Origin of the sequence: Pseudomonas sp. P97.38, from assembly GCF_001269745.1 — a bacterium.
Taxonomy (GTDB): Bacteria; Pseudomonadota; Gammaproteobacteria; order Pseudomonadales; family Pseudomonadaceae; genus Aquipseudomonas; species Aquipseudomonas chlororaphis_E.
In genome coordinates, this window is sequence record NZ_LHVJ01000019.1 from 15,223 (window position 1) to 31,287 (window position 16,065).

Sequence of the window (16,065 nt, forward strand, 5' to 3'; positions counted from 1 at the left end):
CTCACGCTGGTTGCGCAGCAACTCCAAGGCAACCCACCTTGTTTACCTGGCACCTGAGCACTCTGCTTCGCGGTCCAGCGGGAGCAAGCTCCCTTGATACAGAAGTGATATCCGACGGTCCTGCGAAGGTGAATCGGCGTGTAGTCTTTTTGTAGCCATTTGTAGCACTCGCTTCAATACCTCCTCGTTTACCGCTAGTCTGCGGACATCTGCAACGCCGCCATCCGCCTTTCAACAAGAGTCGGCCATGACTGATTTGTCTTCACTTCCGGATTCTGCCCGCGCAGCCATCGCGGTCCAGGACGGGCGTTTCTACCGCCCGCCCTTGCCCGATGGCCACGTCGTGCGGCCGCGGTTGTGCGAGCGTTTGAGTGCGGGGCTTGGCGGCCGGCTGTTGTTGGTGAGCGCCCCGGCGGGGTTCGGCAAAAGCTCCCTGGCGGTGGAGTTCTGCCAGAGCCTGCCGGCCCATTGGCAAAGCCTCTGGCTGGGGTTGAGCGCCCGGGATAACGACCCGGGGCGTTTCCTGGAGCGGCTGCTCGAAGGGCTCCAGGCGTTCTTCCCGCAGTTGGGCCGTCGGGCGCTGGGGCTGTTGAAGATGCGCCAGCGGCATCAACCCTTTGCCTTTGAAGAGTGGCTCGATGGCCTGCTGGACGAGCTGTCCAGCCATCTTTCAGCGCGCGACCCATTGCTGCTGGTACTCGACGACTATCACCTGGCCCAAGGTCCGGTGCTGGATCGTTGCCTGCAATTTTTCCTCAACCATCTGCCCGAAGGCCTGTTGGTGCTCGTCACCAGCCGCCAGCGGCCGGACTGGCACCTGGCGCGTCTGCGCTTGTCGCGGCAACTGCTCGAACTGAGCGAACAGGACTTGCGCCTGACCCATGAAGAAGCCCAGACCCTGCTCCAGCATCACAGCAGTTCATTGCGCGGCGAGGCGTTGGATAATCTCATCCTGCGCAGCGAAGGCTGGGTGGCCGGCTTGCGTTTCTGGCTGCTGGCCGCCGCCGAGGCCGGCACCGAAGGCCTGCTGCCGCAGTCCCTGCACGGCGGGGAAGGGCTGATCCGCGATTACCTGCTCGAAGAAGTCATCGATTGCCTGCCCGCCGAGGTGCAGGCATTTCTCTACGACACCGCCCCCCAGGAGCGCTTTTGCAGCGCGTTGTGCGACGCGGTGCGCGAGGCTCACGACAGCGCCGAGATCCTGCGCTACCTGGCGTCCCACCAGGTGTTCCTAGTGCCGCTGGACGAGCACGGTCATTGGTACCGCTATCACCACCTGTTTTCCGACCTGCTGCGCAGCCGTCCCAGTGCGCCGGCCATGGTCCCGGCCGCGACCCTGCACCTGCGCGCCTGTCGCTGGTTCAATGCCCAGGGCCTGATCGACGAAGCGGTGGAGCAGGCCCTGCGGGCCGGGCACCTGGACGTGGCGGCGAACCTGGTGCAGAACCTCTCGGAGGAGCAACTGCTGGCCGAGCAGAACGTCGGCATGTTGTTGCGCTGGAAAATGGACCTGCCCGACAGCCTGCTCATCAGCACCCCGCGACTGATCGTGCTCTACAGCTGGGCGCTGGGGCTGGCCTGCCAACTGGACGCCGCCGAAGAGTTGGCGGCGCACCTGAGCCGGTTCCTGCCGGCACCGTCGGCCACCGCGCAGAAATCCATGCTCGCCCAATGGCTGGCCCTGAGCGGGATCGTTGCCCGTGGCCGCGGCGATCGCGAAGCCACTGTGCGCTATTGCAGCGAAGCGCTGGAAAGCCTGCCGCAAAAGCGCTATGGCCAACGCCTGATGTGCCTGTCCACCTTGTCGAACCTGGCGATTGCCGACGGCGACCTGTGGCGCGCCCGTGCCTTGAATCGCGATTCCCTGGAGCTGGCGCAACGGGTCGGCAACCCGCTGTTCGAGGCCCTGGCCCATTACGATCGCGCCAGGGTCCTGCAAGCCCGCGGTGAGATCCAGCGGGCGCTGGATGAAGTGCATCAAGGCCTGCAACGCTTGCACGCGCTGTCGCCGCAACGGCTTTACGCGGTGCGGGCGCGGCTGACCCTGTACGAAGGTTTCCTGCTGACCTTGCGCATGCAACCCCAGGCTGGGTTGACGCGGTTGCAGGCCGGCCTGACCGAAGCCCGGGCCTGTCGCGACATCAGCGTGCTGCTCGGTCATTGTGTGATCGCGCGGATCGAAGGCAACAACGGCGAGTTCGCCCGGGCCTTCGCCGAACTGGCCGAAGCCGAGCGCCTGATGCACATCTGGGACGTGCCACCGATCTACTACCTGGCGATGATCACCCTGGTCAAATGCGAACTCTGGCTCGCCCAGGGTCGCACCGACCTGGCCGAGGCCTGGCTGTCGCGGCTGGGGCAGACCTATACCGGCGAACGGGCCGCCGCGCCACCGGAATTCCATCCGCAACTGCCGCTGCATGTCGAGCTGCAACAGGCGCTGCTCGAATCCATCCGTGGCCAGCCGATGCTCGCCGAGGGACGGCTCAATGCCTTGCTCGAACAGGGTCAGCAAACCGGCCGGCAGATGCTCAGCGTGATGGCGCTCAACCAGAAAGTCGCCCTGTTGCTTGGGCTTGGCCGCGAACCCGAAGCGCGGCGCGCCCTGGCCCAGGCGTTCGAAGCGGCTGCCAGCGGTGTCTTGCAGCCGTTCGAATGGCTGTTAGGCGAACACCGCGAATGGCTGCGCGAACAGCTGCTGCACGCCGCCCCCGGCCCTGTGCGCGAACAATTGCTCGAACGCCTGCCGTCGGCGGTGGCCCTGCCGGCCGAGCCTTCGACACCGGTCGAGACCCTCAGCAGCCGTGAGCGCGCGGTGCTGCAATTGATCGCCCAGGGCTGTTCGAACCAGGAAATCAGCGAGCAATTGTTTATTTCGCTGCATACGGTGAAGACCCACGCCAGCCATATCAACAGTAAACTCGGCGTCGAGCGCCGCACCCAGGCGGTGGCGCGGGCGAAGGCGTTGGGGTTGTTGGGGTGAATGAGGTACGGACTCGCGCAAACATCTGTGGCGAGGGAGCTTGCTCCCGTTGGGTTGCGAAGCGACCCTGAAACCTGCAGGCGCGATGTGCCAGGCTATTGCTCGGGGCTGCTGCGCAGCCCAGCGGGAGCAAGCTCCCTCGCCACGACAGCGCTCGGTCCATGATAAGGAATGTTCAATGCCACCCCTCTACAAAACCATCCCATCCCCCGTCGGCCAACTGACCCTCGTCGCCCGTGAGCGCAAGCTGGCGGCCATCCTGTGGGAGAACGAGCGACTCAACCGGGTACGCCTGGGGCCGCTGGAAGAGGACAGCCAGCACCCGACCCTCAAGGAAACCGAGCGCCAACTGGCGGAATACTTCGCCGGCCAGCGCAGCCGTTTCGAGCTGGAACTGGATTTTGCCGGCACCGACTTCCAGATCCGGGTCTGGCAGGCATTGCTGACCATCCCCTTCGGCCAGACCCGCAGCTACCGCGACATCGCCATCCAGATCGGCCAACCGACTGCCGTGCGGGCGGTGGGCGCGGCCAACGGGCGTAACCCGATCTCGATCATCGCTCCTTGTCACCGCGTCATCGGCAGCTCCGGCAGCCTGACCGGGTTCGCCGGTGGCCTGGCCGCCAAACAGTTCCTGCTCAGCCTCGAAGGCCAGCAAACCCTCCAGTTGGCATTCTGAAGACTGCGGGAGCGGGTTGGCCGCAGGATTAACGTTCGCCACAAACCATTGTGGGTGCGGGCTTGCCCGCGAAAGCGGAGGGTCAGCTTGCGGTGATGTTGGATGTACCGGCCCCTTCGCGGGCAAGCCCGCTCCCACATGGGAGTGGCTTTACCCCGGTGGCGATTTCGGCGCTTGCATGCGGGTTGGCGGTTGGCCGTTGGCGTTGTGTTGGTAGATCTGTGCCGGTTGTCCCTGTTCATTGAAGAACACCTGGCCAATCCCCGCTGAGTTCCACAGGCGCTCGCCGGCCTCTGCATGTTCCGGGGTATGGGGAACGATGCGCATGCTGCGGCGCTTGGTGAACCAGTTCAGGGGCGAGCGCGGAGCGTAGAGCCATCGGTTCAGGCGGTCGAACCATTCCAGCAGCGTCGGCGGGAACTCATTCTTGATGCCGCTGCTGGTGATCTGCCAGATGCGCGGGCCGCCCTTGCGGTGGGGGATCAGCACCTCGTAGACGAAGGAATAATGCACATCGCCTGACAGCACCACGTAATTACCGGGTGTGCGCGAGTGTCGGAAAATGTTCAGGATCACTTGGGCCGCACCGCGATGGGCCATCCAGTTTTCCGCATCCACCAACAGCGGATAACCGCACCAACTGAACACCCGTTGCACGGTTTCGATCAGCTTCACCCCGAAGATCGGCGCCGGCGAGACGATGATCGCCGAAGGATGGTCCAGCAGTTCCTGTTGCAACTCGCTCAGGGCTTCCCAATCCAGCAGGCCGGACGGTTGCTTGAGGTTGTTCTCGCTGCGCCAGCGGCGGGTGCGGGTGTCGAGCACCACCAGGGCCGGCGTGCTCGGCATCACGTAGTGCCACTGCTGGAAGCCCAGCAGCGTGTCGATCAGTTTGTCCTGCGGCGCGCTGTCGAGGTAGCGGTCGCGAGCGGTGGCGGTCACGGCCAGGGTTTGCTGGAGCACGTCGGCAAAGGCGTCCGGGTTATTGCCCCAACCCTGGCAGAGCATGTAGGCGATCAGGGCGTTGCCGATGATGCGCTTGGAGAACGGATGGCCATAGGCCGTTTCCTCCCACTGCGCGGACAGATTCCAGTCGTCGGTGATGTCGTGATCGTCGAAGATCATCAAGCACGACAGGTGCGCAAACACCCGCGCCACGCCACCCAGTCCGGCCTTGAAGGCGTCGATGCGTTGCTGTTCCAGGTCATAGCGCTGGCGCCGCTCCGGGGTCAGCTCGGGCGGCACCACGGTGACCAGCGTCCAGGGCACCGGCGACCACACCAGCAGGTACATCGCCATGACCTCGGCGAACGTCACCAGGTGATTGTCGGCGCTGCTGCTGGTGAAAATCGGTTTGCGCGCCCCGCCAAAGAAGCGCTCGCGCAGGGTTTCGTTGCTCTCCAGTGCCGGCAGTAAATCGGCGCGATGGTAATAACTGGCCGGGTGCCGGTAGAGCCTGGCGCTGTCTTGCACCACGGCACCGTCCAGGCATTCCTCGAACAGGCCCAGGCGCTCGATCAAGGCATGGATCGCTCGCAACATGGGGCCCGCGACGTCATCGGCGTAAACCTGGTCGCCGCTCATCATCAGCAACGCCGGCCGTTGTGCCGAGTCCTGTGCCAACAGCCGGTCGACACACAGCAGGCCGTCATTGGCCGGGTAATGGGGCTTGCGGCACGAGCCGTGGACCAGTTGCTCGATGCGCGAATGCAGCATGAAGTTCGGGCACTGCGCCTCGCCATACAACAGGTGCGGCGCCCATTCGGCAATCGGGGCGCCATCCACCCGCAGGTCGTAATCGATCGGCACGTCCTGGGGCAGGGGGCTGTCGAGTGGCACGTCAATCAGATGGACGAACGCGTGCTGCCCCACCGGCACCACGGTGCACCGCGGCCCGTCGAGCTCAAGATCGCCCACCGCGTCGATGTGCAGCGTCAACGCCAGCGGTCGCGTGCCCACCAGCCACATCACCAGCCGCGTCGGTTCCAGGCGCCGCAACAGCGGACCGACCAGCACGGGGGGCAGGGAAGAGGCAATGTCAGCAGAAGACGGCAACATGGATGGCGCAGGCTCTGTTCAGGGCAAGGCCGGGATCATAGCGCACTGTGCCTTGCGGCTGGACAGGACAAGCTTTGTTCCGTGGCGAAGGCGCTCGTTGCCGCTGGGCACGAAGGGCCCTCGCCGCGATGTTACTGCGGCTTATTGGACGCTTCGGCGGCCTTGATCAGGTCTGGCCCGATGGCCTTCTCGAACGTCGCCCACACCGGCTTCAACCGGTCGCGCCAGGCGTTGCGCTCTTCGGGGGTGAGGGTAATGATCTCGGTGGTCTTGGCGTCGAGCACATATTGCTTGTCCTGCTGGTTCAGCCGGTCCGCTTCCTGGTTCACATGGGCTGTCACCTCCATCACGATCTTGTCCAGCTCGCTGCGAATGTCCGGCGGCAGGTTGTTCCAGAAGTCTGAGGTGGTGATCAACATGTAGTCGAGTACGCCGTGGTTGGTCTCGGTGACGTACTTCTGCACTTCATTGAGTTTCTGGTCGTAGAAGTTCGAATAAGGATTTTCCGTACCGTTGACCAGGCCCGTGCGCAAGGCCTGGTAGACCACCGAGAAAATCATCTTCTGGGCCTTGGCGCCCAATACCTTGAACTGTTCTTCCAGCACCGCCGAAACCTGCACCCGGAATACCAAGCCACGGGCGTCGTCGGGGCTGCGCAAGGGCTTGTTGGCCGACAACTGCTTCATGCCGTTGTGCCAATAGGCCAGGCCGGTGACATTCTTGCTTTCCATGGACTTGAGCAACTTCTGGCCCTCGGGACTCAGTTGAAAGCGGTCCACGGCGGCAATGTCGTCAAACAGGAACGGCAAGTCGAACAACTGCACGGTCCGGGTGTACTGCTCGAACTTCGCCAGTGACCGGGCAATGATCTGCACATCCCCCAACAACAAGGCTTCCATCTCCTTGTCATCGCCATACAGCGTGGAATTGGGGTACACCTCGACCCGGACCTTGCCTGGCAGTCGCTCCTGCACCAACTGCTTGAACAGCAGTGCGCCCTGGCCCTTGGGCGTTTGTTCGCCCACCACGTGGGAGAACTTGATGACAATCGGTTCGGCCGCCATGGCCGTGCCCAGCGCACTGACGGCCAGCATGCAGGCGAGTGTTTTGCACAGGCGTTTGAGCATTGCGAAGTTCCCTTTGCGTTGTGATGGGCGGCGCGGTGGTTCAAGAACGAGACACTGCAAGTCTAGGAGAAAAACCGTCGGCTGCCGGGCGACGCAGGGGGACCTTGAATGGCGCCTTTTACGGCTCCTGAGCAGGGCCTTTCAGTTCGATCTGGTTGCCATCCGGGTCGAGGCAGTAGATCGACGGGCCCTGGCCTTGCGCGCCGTATCGCACCTGCGCCTTCTCGGCCTCGACGCCGTTGGACGCCAGGTGCGCGAGGATCGCGGCTTCATCGAAGGGCTCGATGCGCAGGCAGAAGTGGTCGACATTACGGCGCTGTTTATCGGCGGCCTGACCGCCCGGGCGCCCCAGCGGCCCTTCGACATCCACCAGATCGATCATCGAGACGCCTGTGCCCAGATGGATCATGCCAAGGTCATCCCGACGTTTCCTGAGTTCGCAGCCGAGCACCGACGTATAGAACGCCAGGCTACGCTCCATGTCCTTGACCCGCAGGACGATGTGATCGATGTGCTGAATCGTGAAGTTCCTCATGGCGGCCTCAGGATCGTTGAATGGCAGGGCTCCTATCACCTTAGTGGAGAACAGGCAGAAACCAAGCCGTAAAGACTTGTGGGAAGGGGCCATTGTGAAGACGATGGCGAGCCTGTTCGCGAAGCCATCAGCCCAACCACCCCGAACGCCTGGATGCGTACCCCATGATGAACTGGTTCAGAACCCTCACCCGTACAGACGCCATTGCAACACTGGCCTTGATCGTCTCCATCGCTTCAGCCTTCTTCACCTACCAGCAATACCGGGACAGTGTCGCCAGCCGCAAAACCCCGATCATCATCCGGGTCGGTGCCGAGCACACCAAAGTGTCCTTCTACAAACCCTATAAAGATGCCTCGGTCGTGCTCTTCAAACAGCGCTACAAGATCATCCTCACCAACAACAGCTTCAACCCCGAAAGCGTGATCGATTGGCGGATCTGGGAACGCAGGGAAAACGGTGGGGGAGAATACCTCGGCATGAAATCCAAGCTGCTCGATTCCACGGGGGCGCCGATGAACCTGCCGTTCCTGATTGGCGCGAAAGAGAGCAAGGTGATCTTCCTGGACGTCGGCCAGAAGGTCACGCCAGATGCCTGGGCGGCCGTCGGGCCTCATGTGAGCCTCGACAAGGAGATGGACTGGTTCGAGGCCGACCGGCTCTTTGCCGATGCCGGGTATCCGCTGTTCGGGCAGCTCACCCCGGGTGAAAGCTCCAAGTACCAAGACCTGCAGGTCGACCGCTGGCTGGCGGGCCCGGCTTATCAGGAGTTCCAGTTGAATTTCAGCAAGGCCGACGGGTATGAGGTGGCTGCGCAATTGTCATTGAATGTCAGCGATGTTTATCCACAGGGGGAGGCTGAGCGGTAGTCGCATTCGGGTAACATGTTTTCCGCACGCTATCATCAGCTATGATAGCGTGCGGAAAACTTGATTAACCGAGGTTGAAAGCTGCTTGGAGGGTCTTGATTAGGCGTTCGCCGTCGACACCCTTGTAGCCCTGAGGGTTTGAAGCAAGTTCAGCAGGCACCTGATCCAGAAACGACCTCAAGTCGGCTGCCAGTCGATCGGGAAGCAATGCCATTCCTTCAGTCAGGCCGGTAGCGAGCATGATCACATCCCGAAAGTGTTTTTTGATATCACGACTGTCCACGTGCCCGCCGTTCTCGAGTTGGGCCTTCTTGTTAAGCCACGCATGAGCTTTGAGGGGAACGAGCCGATCAGCGCCGATGCGACTGATTTGCTGTGTGCGATCAACCCCGTCTAGCAGGAAGTGGTAATACTCGTCGTCAAGGATGATCGCAGACAGGCTGGCTGCTTGTTCCTCCACAGGGATCTTGGTCATCCGGGCTGCTTGTTCGTGATCCAGGCCATCGGGGACACGAGAAAACAGCTCGACTTGAACCGGAAAGGATATGTCCTGAGGGTTCTGAAAACGATAGAAAACAGGAGAAGTCCCGTCGCCTCCTCCATTCTGGCGGATGGTATATCCGCCATCCTTGATGAACGCCCAGAACTGGCTGACAAACGCACGATCAAGCGCCTCGACCACCAGCACGATATCCAGATCCTTGGTCGGTCGAAATGTCTCTCCCAACTCGTCCATGACCATCCAAGCCGCCACGCCGCCAATCAGGATGTAACTGTCCTGATAGTCCTTGAAATACTCCTTGAACCGCTCTACGCCGACTACCATGTGAGGTTCTCCATCATTTCATCCAGACACATTTGCACGCGCTCATCATGGTCATCCTTGAGGCTGAGGTAGAGGGAAAAAGAATCGACAGCGCCCGGGGCTGAGTTGCTATGCACCGGCTCGTAGCTCCACACCTGGATGCAACATATGGCATGGTTTTGCGGTACTTCACGGTAGGGGGCGATGCTTTCCAGTTTCGAATTCGTCGTTGTTGAGGTTGAGCTCCAAAGGCCGAAGTCCTTTCCATGGGCTGCATTCATTTCCAACTGAGCATGCGCTCGAATGTTATCGAACTGTGCTGCCGTCATGGCAAAGACAGGTACTTTTGGGCTGGCGAGAAGGCTCATCTCAGCCAATGCCGACTCTCCTGCCAGCAGCATCGGAATGTCAGAAGCCTCGGGTATGGCATTGAGCCAAAGTGTCTTTTTGACCGGGGTGCGCATGTGCTCTTTCGCCTTCTCCCAAGTTTCTCTGGGTGCCAGGTGAAAGAAAATCGCGTTCTCGCCCATCTCCTTTCCAGGTTGCACGATATCCAGATCGGTCAGTTCCTTGATGGCTCGGGTGACGGTCATTTTCGCGTAGCTAACGGATTTCTCGAACGCGGAACGGGTTGTCAGCCACTTGTCCTGCCAGCCCTTGACCAGACACTGAATCAGCATGGCTTGAGTGGCTGGGCTCAGGGCCTGGGTTTTTTCCAGGCGCTGCCTGTAGTACTCGCGCAAATCCATGCCAAATGCTGGCAGAAAAAGTTGATTGCCTGGCACGATAAATTGGACACGTTTCTCTATCAGCCGCTTTCTGTCATAGCTCGGAAGCGTGTCGGTGACAAAAATCATCAGATGACCGGTGCCGGGTAACTTGTTGTACGCCGGTAGGTTGCGAATGGCTTGTATATGCTTGGCGACGTCCGCGACGCTGGCCTCACGCTGTGGACGCTCCTTTAGGATAAGACACTCGACGTTGAATAGTTCCGTAAGGAAAAACTCGTACCGGTCCCGCAGGGCATACGGAAGGACTTTGGCCTCTTTCCAGGGCTTAAAGCGCAGCTTCAGACCGAGCACGCTTTCAACATAGACTTTGAGTTCGAAAAGATCAGGCCTTTCATTGAACTCAGGGTGGCGGCGGGTGGCAGTCATTGGGCGAGTGTCCATATCACGATTTCAGCACGGTATCAGAGGCTTTGATAGCGTGCAAAATTTCTGGTGTTTTTCGTATTTGAATGGCGCTCGCTCTCTCAAACATGGGCCTTGGTTTTCATTCAAAAACCAGGACATCAACGCCCTTGGCCTCGACCATCAGCGCAAACACCGGCAACCGCGCCACGAACGCTGTTTCAAACGCCAGGTACCGATCCTGCGCCGGCAGGTAGCGGATGTGCGGCTTGATGCGCCGGATGTCTCGGGTCGACAGTTTCAGCACCTCATGGGTGGCCTGGTTCCAGAACCACGCCAAGGTGTGTGAGCCGAAGGTGTGGGTCTGGTAGTTCCACACCCACCAGTCGCCGTGCCCGCGGCTAACGTGCAGCGTGCCGTGGAAGGTGCGCAGGGTGATGACCTGCTTGGGCTGGGTGACGAGCAGACGTGTGTCCTGGCGCAGTTCGCTGCCAAAACCGTCGAGCAACGCGTGGGTCCTGGCGCCGGTCACGACGTTGAAGCGCCACGCCAGCAGCACGGTTTCCTGGTAACCCGAGTGTTCGACATTCTGCCGCGCGCTTTCGCTGAACAGCAGGATCTCGTCGCCCCCGAGGTAGGCGGTCGCGGCGCGCAGTTTGCCGCCGTCGGCCGGCATCGGTTTGGCGGCGACGGCCTCGTGGGGCGCGTCCAGGTGCCAGATCCAGCACTGCGTACCGTTGTCCTGCATGAACAGCAAGCGGCGCGGGCCGATGGGCAGGATGCTCAACTCATCCGAATGCTCGAAAATGACCTGGCTGCTGTCGGCGGTGATCCGCCAGATGCGCGTCAGGTGTTCGGGTTCGTACAGCCGCTGGCGTTCGAACACTTGGCCATCGACCACCACGCAGGGTTCTTCGAACGCGGGCCATTGTGTCTGCCCAGGGCCGAAGGGCTGTACGTCTTCGCCTTCGCGACGTTCATAGATGTAACGGTCGTCGGCGCTGTAGGCACCCCGTTCGACCTGACGGCGCCACAGGCTGTGTCGGTCGTCGGCATCGATCAACTGCAGGTCGGCGCCGTCGACTGGGTCGGTCCGGTGTTCGAGCATGTCCTGCTCGGTGGGCGGCCATGGGTTGTAGTCGAGCAGGAAGCACAGCCACTGCTCGTCGTCCTGTTCGGTAATGCCGGCCCAGCCATTGCGGTAGTTGTATTCGTGCACATAGGTGGGCCCGGGATAGTCATGGACCTCAGGCAGCCAGTTCAACGGCTTGCGTTTGGCTGGCGTGGGTTCGCGCGGGGTGGCGGCGCGAGCCTGCTCGATCCGTGTCGGGGTGAACGGTGCCCGATCCTGCCAATGCCGGGCAAACGCTTCGCGCTGTTCGGTCGGGACGATGATGGGCCGATAGTCATCAGCACCGGCGTCGAGGTTCCACAGGTCGTAGCCGTGGCGCGCCAGCGCCGTTGCCAGGGCCTGGAAACAGACCTCGGGCATTTCGTTGGACAGTTCATCCAGCAACGCTTCGAATGGCGCTCCGGTAAACACCGCGATGTCGGGATAGTAATGCTGGAACAACCCCAGGCATTCAGCGCCCGGCGTTTTCCAGTCGAGATGAATCAGCGGATCGAAACCGAGTTGCATCGTGCCTGCCGTCCCTATGGTTTTCAGCAGCCCTATCTTAGGCTCTGTCTGAAAAGCCTTGATACTCGTTCATGCTGCGTTGAAAACCGGCTCGGAATGCTCATTTACTCCAGTAAACTCCGCTTCCTCGCCGGTTTTCGCCTTGCCTGACCTTCGTCTCAAGACTTTTCAAACAGAGCCTAGCCGGACAGCGAAGCAAAAAGCGCTCGCCATGGCAGAGCGTCCAGGGTGCGTTTGCTGGGGATGAAACACCCGGCTATCAGCCCAGCAACGCCCTCAAACGAGGCATCGTGTTGCCAAACCCCCGCCGTTGTCCGTCCTCCCACAGGCCCTTGGGCATGGTCTCGCCGCGTAACGCTCGCCCCGCGCCGTCAGGCGAGGGCGCTTGCTCTCGCCGGGCGACGCGGCAATCCCCTCACATCTCGGGAAACTCCGCCAGGTAACACACCGGCGAACTCCCCTGCGCACGCTTTTCCACCTCATCCTCCAACCACTCGGCCAGCACCACGGCATTGTTCTCGGTGACGGACCTGGCCGCGTAAACCAGCGTCAGGGGCCCGTCCCGCGCCACATCCACCAACCGCCACCAACCTTGCGGCTGGGCGGCCAACTCCTTGCGATAAGCCACCTTGAATGCCTCGAACGAAACCGTCCCGGCCTTGAATGCCTTGCGCAGCCCATGGGAAGGCGCCACCTCCGGGCGCCATTCATCGATCACCAACGCCTGCTTGGGACAATTGCGCGGCCACAGCCGATCAACCAGGATGCGCACGCCATCCTTGGCGCTTGCGGCTTCATAGGCGCGTTTGCACTGGATCATCAACAGCCTGCCAGTCAGAGTAGGTCCCTTCAGCATAGGCCCTGAGCCGCACGAGCGGGCGGAACCTGCCGCCTTCAAGTCTTCGCTGGCGCGGCCGCTATCTATGGCGAGTTTTAACCGAGCCATCGATTGGCTGTGCAATTTCGGCAATGATGCGGGCAAAGGCACGATAAGAGAACGTAGCGAATGGACGACGGACGATACGAAAGGCGAGTGGCCGTGGCGGGCGACGCGACGGCGTCATCCGAGCCGCAGCCGCATATCCTGCTGATCGACGATGTTCCGGAAGACATCCGCGCAACGCTCGTGCTGCTCAAGGCGCAGCCCTGGCGCATTTCCCTGGCCAGCGATGCGCAACAGGGCTATCAACGGGCGCTGGCGCTGCGTCCCGATCTGATCGTCCTGGATGTGCACATGCCGCAGATGGACGGGTTCAGCCTGTGCCGGCTTCTGCGCGAGGCCCCGGCGACCCGGCAGACGCCCATCCTGTTCCTGTCGTCGGCCAACAGCTCGTTCGAGCGGCTGGAAGGACTGACCGTGGGCGGGGTCGATTACATCCCCAAATCCTGCGCCCCCGAGGAAGTGCTCGCGCGCATCAGGATCCACCTGCAACTGACCTGGCGCGTGCCACCGCCCCGCGAAGCCAACCCGGCCGCCCCGGAGCCGGAAGGCGATGAAATCGTCCTGCGTGCCGCGATGCGCTGGATTGAAGAGCACCTCGATGACATGCCTTCCCTGGTCCAGTTGGCCCACAAGGTCGGCACCCACGAGAAACGCCTCTCGCGGATTTTTCGCGAGCACCTGGGGCTGACCGTATTCGCCTACATTCGCGACGCGCGATTGCGGCGTGGCCAGGACCTGCTCGCTGAAAGCGCCATGAGCGTGCAGGACGTTGCCGAGTTGGTGGGCTTTCGCAATGCCTGCAACTTCACCACGGCCTTTCGCCAGCGAATCGGCATGACGCCCAGCCAGTTTCGCGAGCAAACCCAGGGCCGTGCCGATGCCGAGTCGGCCGGGCGCGCCTGATGCGGCTGCTACGGTGCCTATGGCTGGCGATCGGGTTGTTATCCACAGGCTTGCTCCACGCCGCGCCTGTGGATATCTGCCAGGCTGACCACCTGGACCTGATGCCCACCGTGCAACTGTTCGAAGACGCCTCGGCACAGTTGAGCCTGGACGACGTCGCTCAACTGCCCGACGCCCGTTTCAGCCCCGCCACTCCGCGCTGGCCCAACCAAGGCTACAGCCGCTCCGCCTTCTGGCTGAAATGGCAGTTCACCAACTCAAGTGCTGTGGCGTGTTCGCGCCTGCTGGTGATCGGAGCGCCGCGCCTGGAGGACATTCGCGTCTACCTGCCGGGGCGTGATGCCCACGGTGGCAGCGCTTATCCCTTGGCCGAATGGCCCCAGCCAGCGGCGCGCCAACCGGCGTTTGCGGTGTCGCTGGCGGCAGGGCAGAGCGTCACGGTGTTCGTCCGCGTGACCAGTCACTTCCAGATGTTGCTGGAGCCGGAGCTGTGGTCCGAGCCGGCGTTGTTGCGTAGCCAGCAACAGACGTACCTCAGTGACGGACTCACCCTCGGCATTGTCCTGCTGGTCGTCCCGTTCGGTTTCATCGTTGGTTGGATCCTGCGCTCGCGACTGCTCACCGTGAATGCGGGCGCGGTCCTGAGCTACATCCTGCTCACCTGCATCCTCAACGGTTACCTGATCTATTGGCCGGCGGCGCTCGGCTGGACCCGCGAGCTGCTGACCTGCGCCAGTGTGATCTCGTTCGTGCTGTTCCTGGCCTACATGCGTGTGTTGTTGCAGGTCGCCCGGCTACCCAGGGTCGTTGGCTGGAGCTATTGGCTGCCACTGTCGGGGTGTGTCCTTGGTCGACTCTGGTGGTTGAAGGTCGACCCCATCCAGGGCGCGCAGATGGTCCAGGCATCGCTCTTGAGTTTCTACGCTGTGCTGCTGGCCACGTTGTTCATGGCCTGGCGCAGGCGGCTGCGCTACAACTGGCTGGCGTGGCTGGTTCCGGGGCTGTTGCTGGCGCAGTTGTCGATACGCTTTTTATTGCCGCAGGAACAATTGCCCTGGCAGTCGCCGCAAAGCAAATACAGCCTGTCGTCGACCCTGCCGGGCGTGGCGTTGCTGGTGTGCACCTTGATCATGGAAGTCAGCCGCAGCCGGCACCGGGAAAAGCACGCCCTGGCCACCCTCGACCAACAGCGCCAGGCCGAACACGAACGCCTGGAAAGCACGGTGGCGTTGCGCACGGTGCAGTTGCGCGAATCGCTGGCGGCCCGCAGTGCCTTGATGGCCCGCATCAGCCACGATCTGCGCTCGCCGCTAGTGCGGATCATCGACTACGCGCGCCTGCTGCAGGGCGGGGCCCATCGCGACTACCCGACCAACATCGAGCGCAATGCCCGCCAGCAACTGGAACTGATCGACGAGATGCTCGAGTTCTCCCGAGGGGAAGTGGAGCAGATGCAACTGGTCCTGGCGCCGGGTTATCTGTATGGCTTCCTCAATGAGATCGCAGACGAAGCGGGCTTTCTCGCCGCACGCCAGGGCAATACGTTCGAGGCGGTGTTGGCCGATGACCTGCCGCCGCTGGTCGAGGCCGATTTCAAACGGCTGCGGCAGGTCCTCATGAACCTGTTGGCCAACGCCGCGAAATTCACCCACAACGGCCGGATCCGTTTCGAGGTGAGCGCGGCTGCGGGGGCGAGCGCCGACGGCGTGGAGCTGCGCTTGAGCGTGATCGACACCGGCGTCGGCGTCGATCCACACGAATTCGAAAAACTGCTGCAACCGTTCCGCCGGGGCCGCAATGCGCAACGCTACGAAGGCAGCGGGTTGGGCTTGTCCATCGTCACGCAACTGCTGGAGCGCATGGACAGCCGGCTGGAACTGCACGCCACCTGGCAGGGCGGTAGCCACTTCAGTTTTCAGCTGCCGTTGAAATACGCCCAGGAACAGGACCTGGAAAACGGCATCGTCGACAACCATGTCGCACCGCTGGATGGCCAGGGCCTGCAGGTGTTGCTGGTGGACGATGTCGAGCAGAACAGCGAATGGCTGTATGACCTGTTGGCCGGCTACGGGTTTGACGTGAGCATCGCGACCCAGGGTGAAGAGGCCCTGGCGTGCCTGGCCGAGCAGCCGGTGGATCTGCTGATCAGCGACCAGATGATGCCCGGCATGGACGGCTGGCAACTGTTGCAACGGGTGCGCGAGCGATGGGCCGATCTTCCGGTGATGCTCTATTCGGCGGTGCCGCCACGCAGGCCGCAGGATTACCCACAGGACCTGGCCTTCGACGCGGTACTGCTCAAGCCCGCTGACAGTCGCGAGTTGCTGGCGTGCGTCAAGGCGCTGGCCTGCCCAGACACCGTGTATCGCGCGACGGCTCGGGAGCGATAAC

The 16,065-nt window shown here is 62.0% G+C and carries 12 protein-coding genes; 5 read left to right on the forward strand and 7 right to left on the reverse strand.

Annotated features, from left to right (window positions below; all coding sequences use genetic code 11):
- Nucleotides 1–247: 247 nt before the first annotated feature.
- Nucleotides 248–2,983, forward strand: coding sequence for a LuxR C-terminal-related transcriptional regulator (locus AD664_RS15570; RefSeq protein ID WP_053147725.1), 2,736 nt, complete (start codon nt 248–250; stop codon nt 2,981–2,983).
- 178 nt (nt 2,984–3,161) lie between these two features.
- The gene (locus AD664_RS15575) at nt 3,162–3,662 is read left to right on the forward strand and encodes a methylated-DNA--[protein]-cysteine S-methyltransferase (RefSeq protein WP_053147726.1); all 501 of its coding nucleotides are present in this window, start codon (nt 3,162–3,164) and stop codon (nt 3,660–3,662) included.
- A 150-nt stretch (nt 3,663–3,812) separates the two neighbouring features.
- Here the strand turns inward: AD664_RS15575 and AD664_RS15580 are convergent, their stop codons facing one another.
- From AD664_RS15580 to AD664_RS15590, 3 genes are all read right to left on the reverse strand, one after another.
- Entirely contained in the window at nt 3,813–5,720 is a 1,908-nt protein-coding gene (locus AD664_RS15580) for an alkaline phosphatase D family protein (protein WP_053147727.1), read from the reverse strand.
- 131 nt (nt 5,721–5,851) lie between these two features.
- Nucleotides 5,852–6,847, reverse strand: coding sequence for a TRAP transporter substrate-binding protein (locus tag AD664_RS15585; protein ID WP_053147729.1), 996 nt, complete (start codon nt 6,845–6,847; stop codon nt 5,852–5,854).
- Nucleotides 6,848–6,965: 118 nt separating this feature from the next.
- A complete protein-coding gene (locus AD664_RS15590; RefSeq protein WP_053147731.1) occupies nt 6,966–7,382 on the reverse strand; it encodes a VOC family protein in 417 nt (138 codons plus the stop codon).
- A 164-nt stretch (nt 7,383–7,546) separates the two neighbouring features.
- Here AD664_RS15590 and AD664_RS15595 point away from each other — a divergent pair, with 164 nt between their 5' ends.
- Nucleotides 7,547–8,251 carry a hypothetical protein gene (locus AD664_RS15595; RefSeq protein ID WP_053147733.1) on the forward strand — a complete coding sequence of 235 codons (705 nt, stop codon included), beginning with the start codon at nt 7,547–7,549 and terminating at the stop codon, nt 8,249–8,251.
- Nucleotides 8,252–8,315: 64 nt separating this feature from the next.
- On the opposite strand, the gene AD664_RS15600 is transcribed toward AD664_RS15595, so the two are convergent.
- From AD664_RS15600 to AD664_RS15615, 4 genes are all read right to left on the reverse strand, one after another.
- A complete protein-coding gene (locus AD664_RS15600) occupies nt 8,316–9,077 on the reverse strand; it encodes a hypothetical protein (protein ID WP_053147735.1) in 762 nt (253 codons plus the stop codon).
- Nucleotides 9,071–10,213 carry a hypothetical protein gene (locus tag AD664_RS15605; protein WP_053147737.1) on the reverse strand — a complete coding sequence of 381 codons (1,143 nt, stop codon included), beginning with the start codon at nt 10,211–10,213 and terminating at the stop codon, nt 9,071–9,073. Before AD664_RS15605 ends, AD664_RS15600 begins: the two co-directional genes overlap by 7 nt.
- Before the next feature lie 118 nt (nt 10,214–10,331).
- Nucleotides 10,332–11,828 (reverse strand): hypothetical protein, encoded by a 1,497-nt coding sequence (locus AD664_RS15610; RefSeq protein ID WP_053147739.1) that lies wholly within the window; start codon nt 11,826–11,828, stop codon nt 10,332–10,334.
- 415 nt (nt 11,829–12,243) lie between these two features.
- Nucleotides 12,244–12,648 (reverse strand): DUF488 domain-containing protein, encoded by a 405-nt coding sequence (locus AD664_RS15615; RefSeq protein WP_053147740.1) that lies wholly within the window; start codon nt 12,646–12,648, stop codon nt 12,244–12,246.
- Between the two features lie 186 nt (nt 12,649–12,834).
- Between AD664_RS15615 and AD664_RS15620 the strand changes: the two genes are divergently transcribed.
- Nucleotides 12,835–13,674, forward strand: a complete 840-nt coding sequence (locus AD664_RS15620) for a DNA-binding response regulator (RefSeq protein ID WP_172679731.1) — start codon at nt 12,835–12,837, stop codon at nt 13,672–13,674.
- A complete protein-coding gene (locus tag AD664_RS15625) occupies nt 13,674–16,064 on the forward strand; it encodes a hybrid sensor histidine kinase/response regulator (RefSeq protein ID WP_053147745.1) in 2,391 nt (796 codons plus the stop codon). The genes AD664_RS15620 and AD664_RS15625 overlap by 1 nt, the downstream gene beginning before the upstream one ends.
- Nucleotide 16,065: the final 1 nt, after the last annotated feature.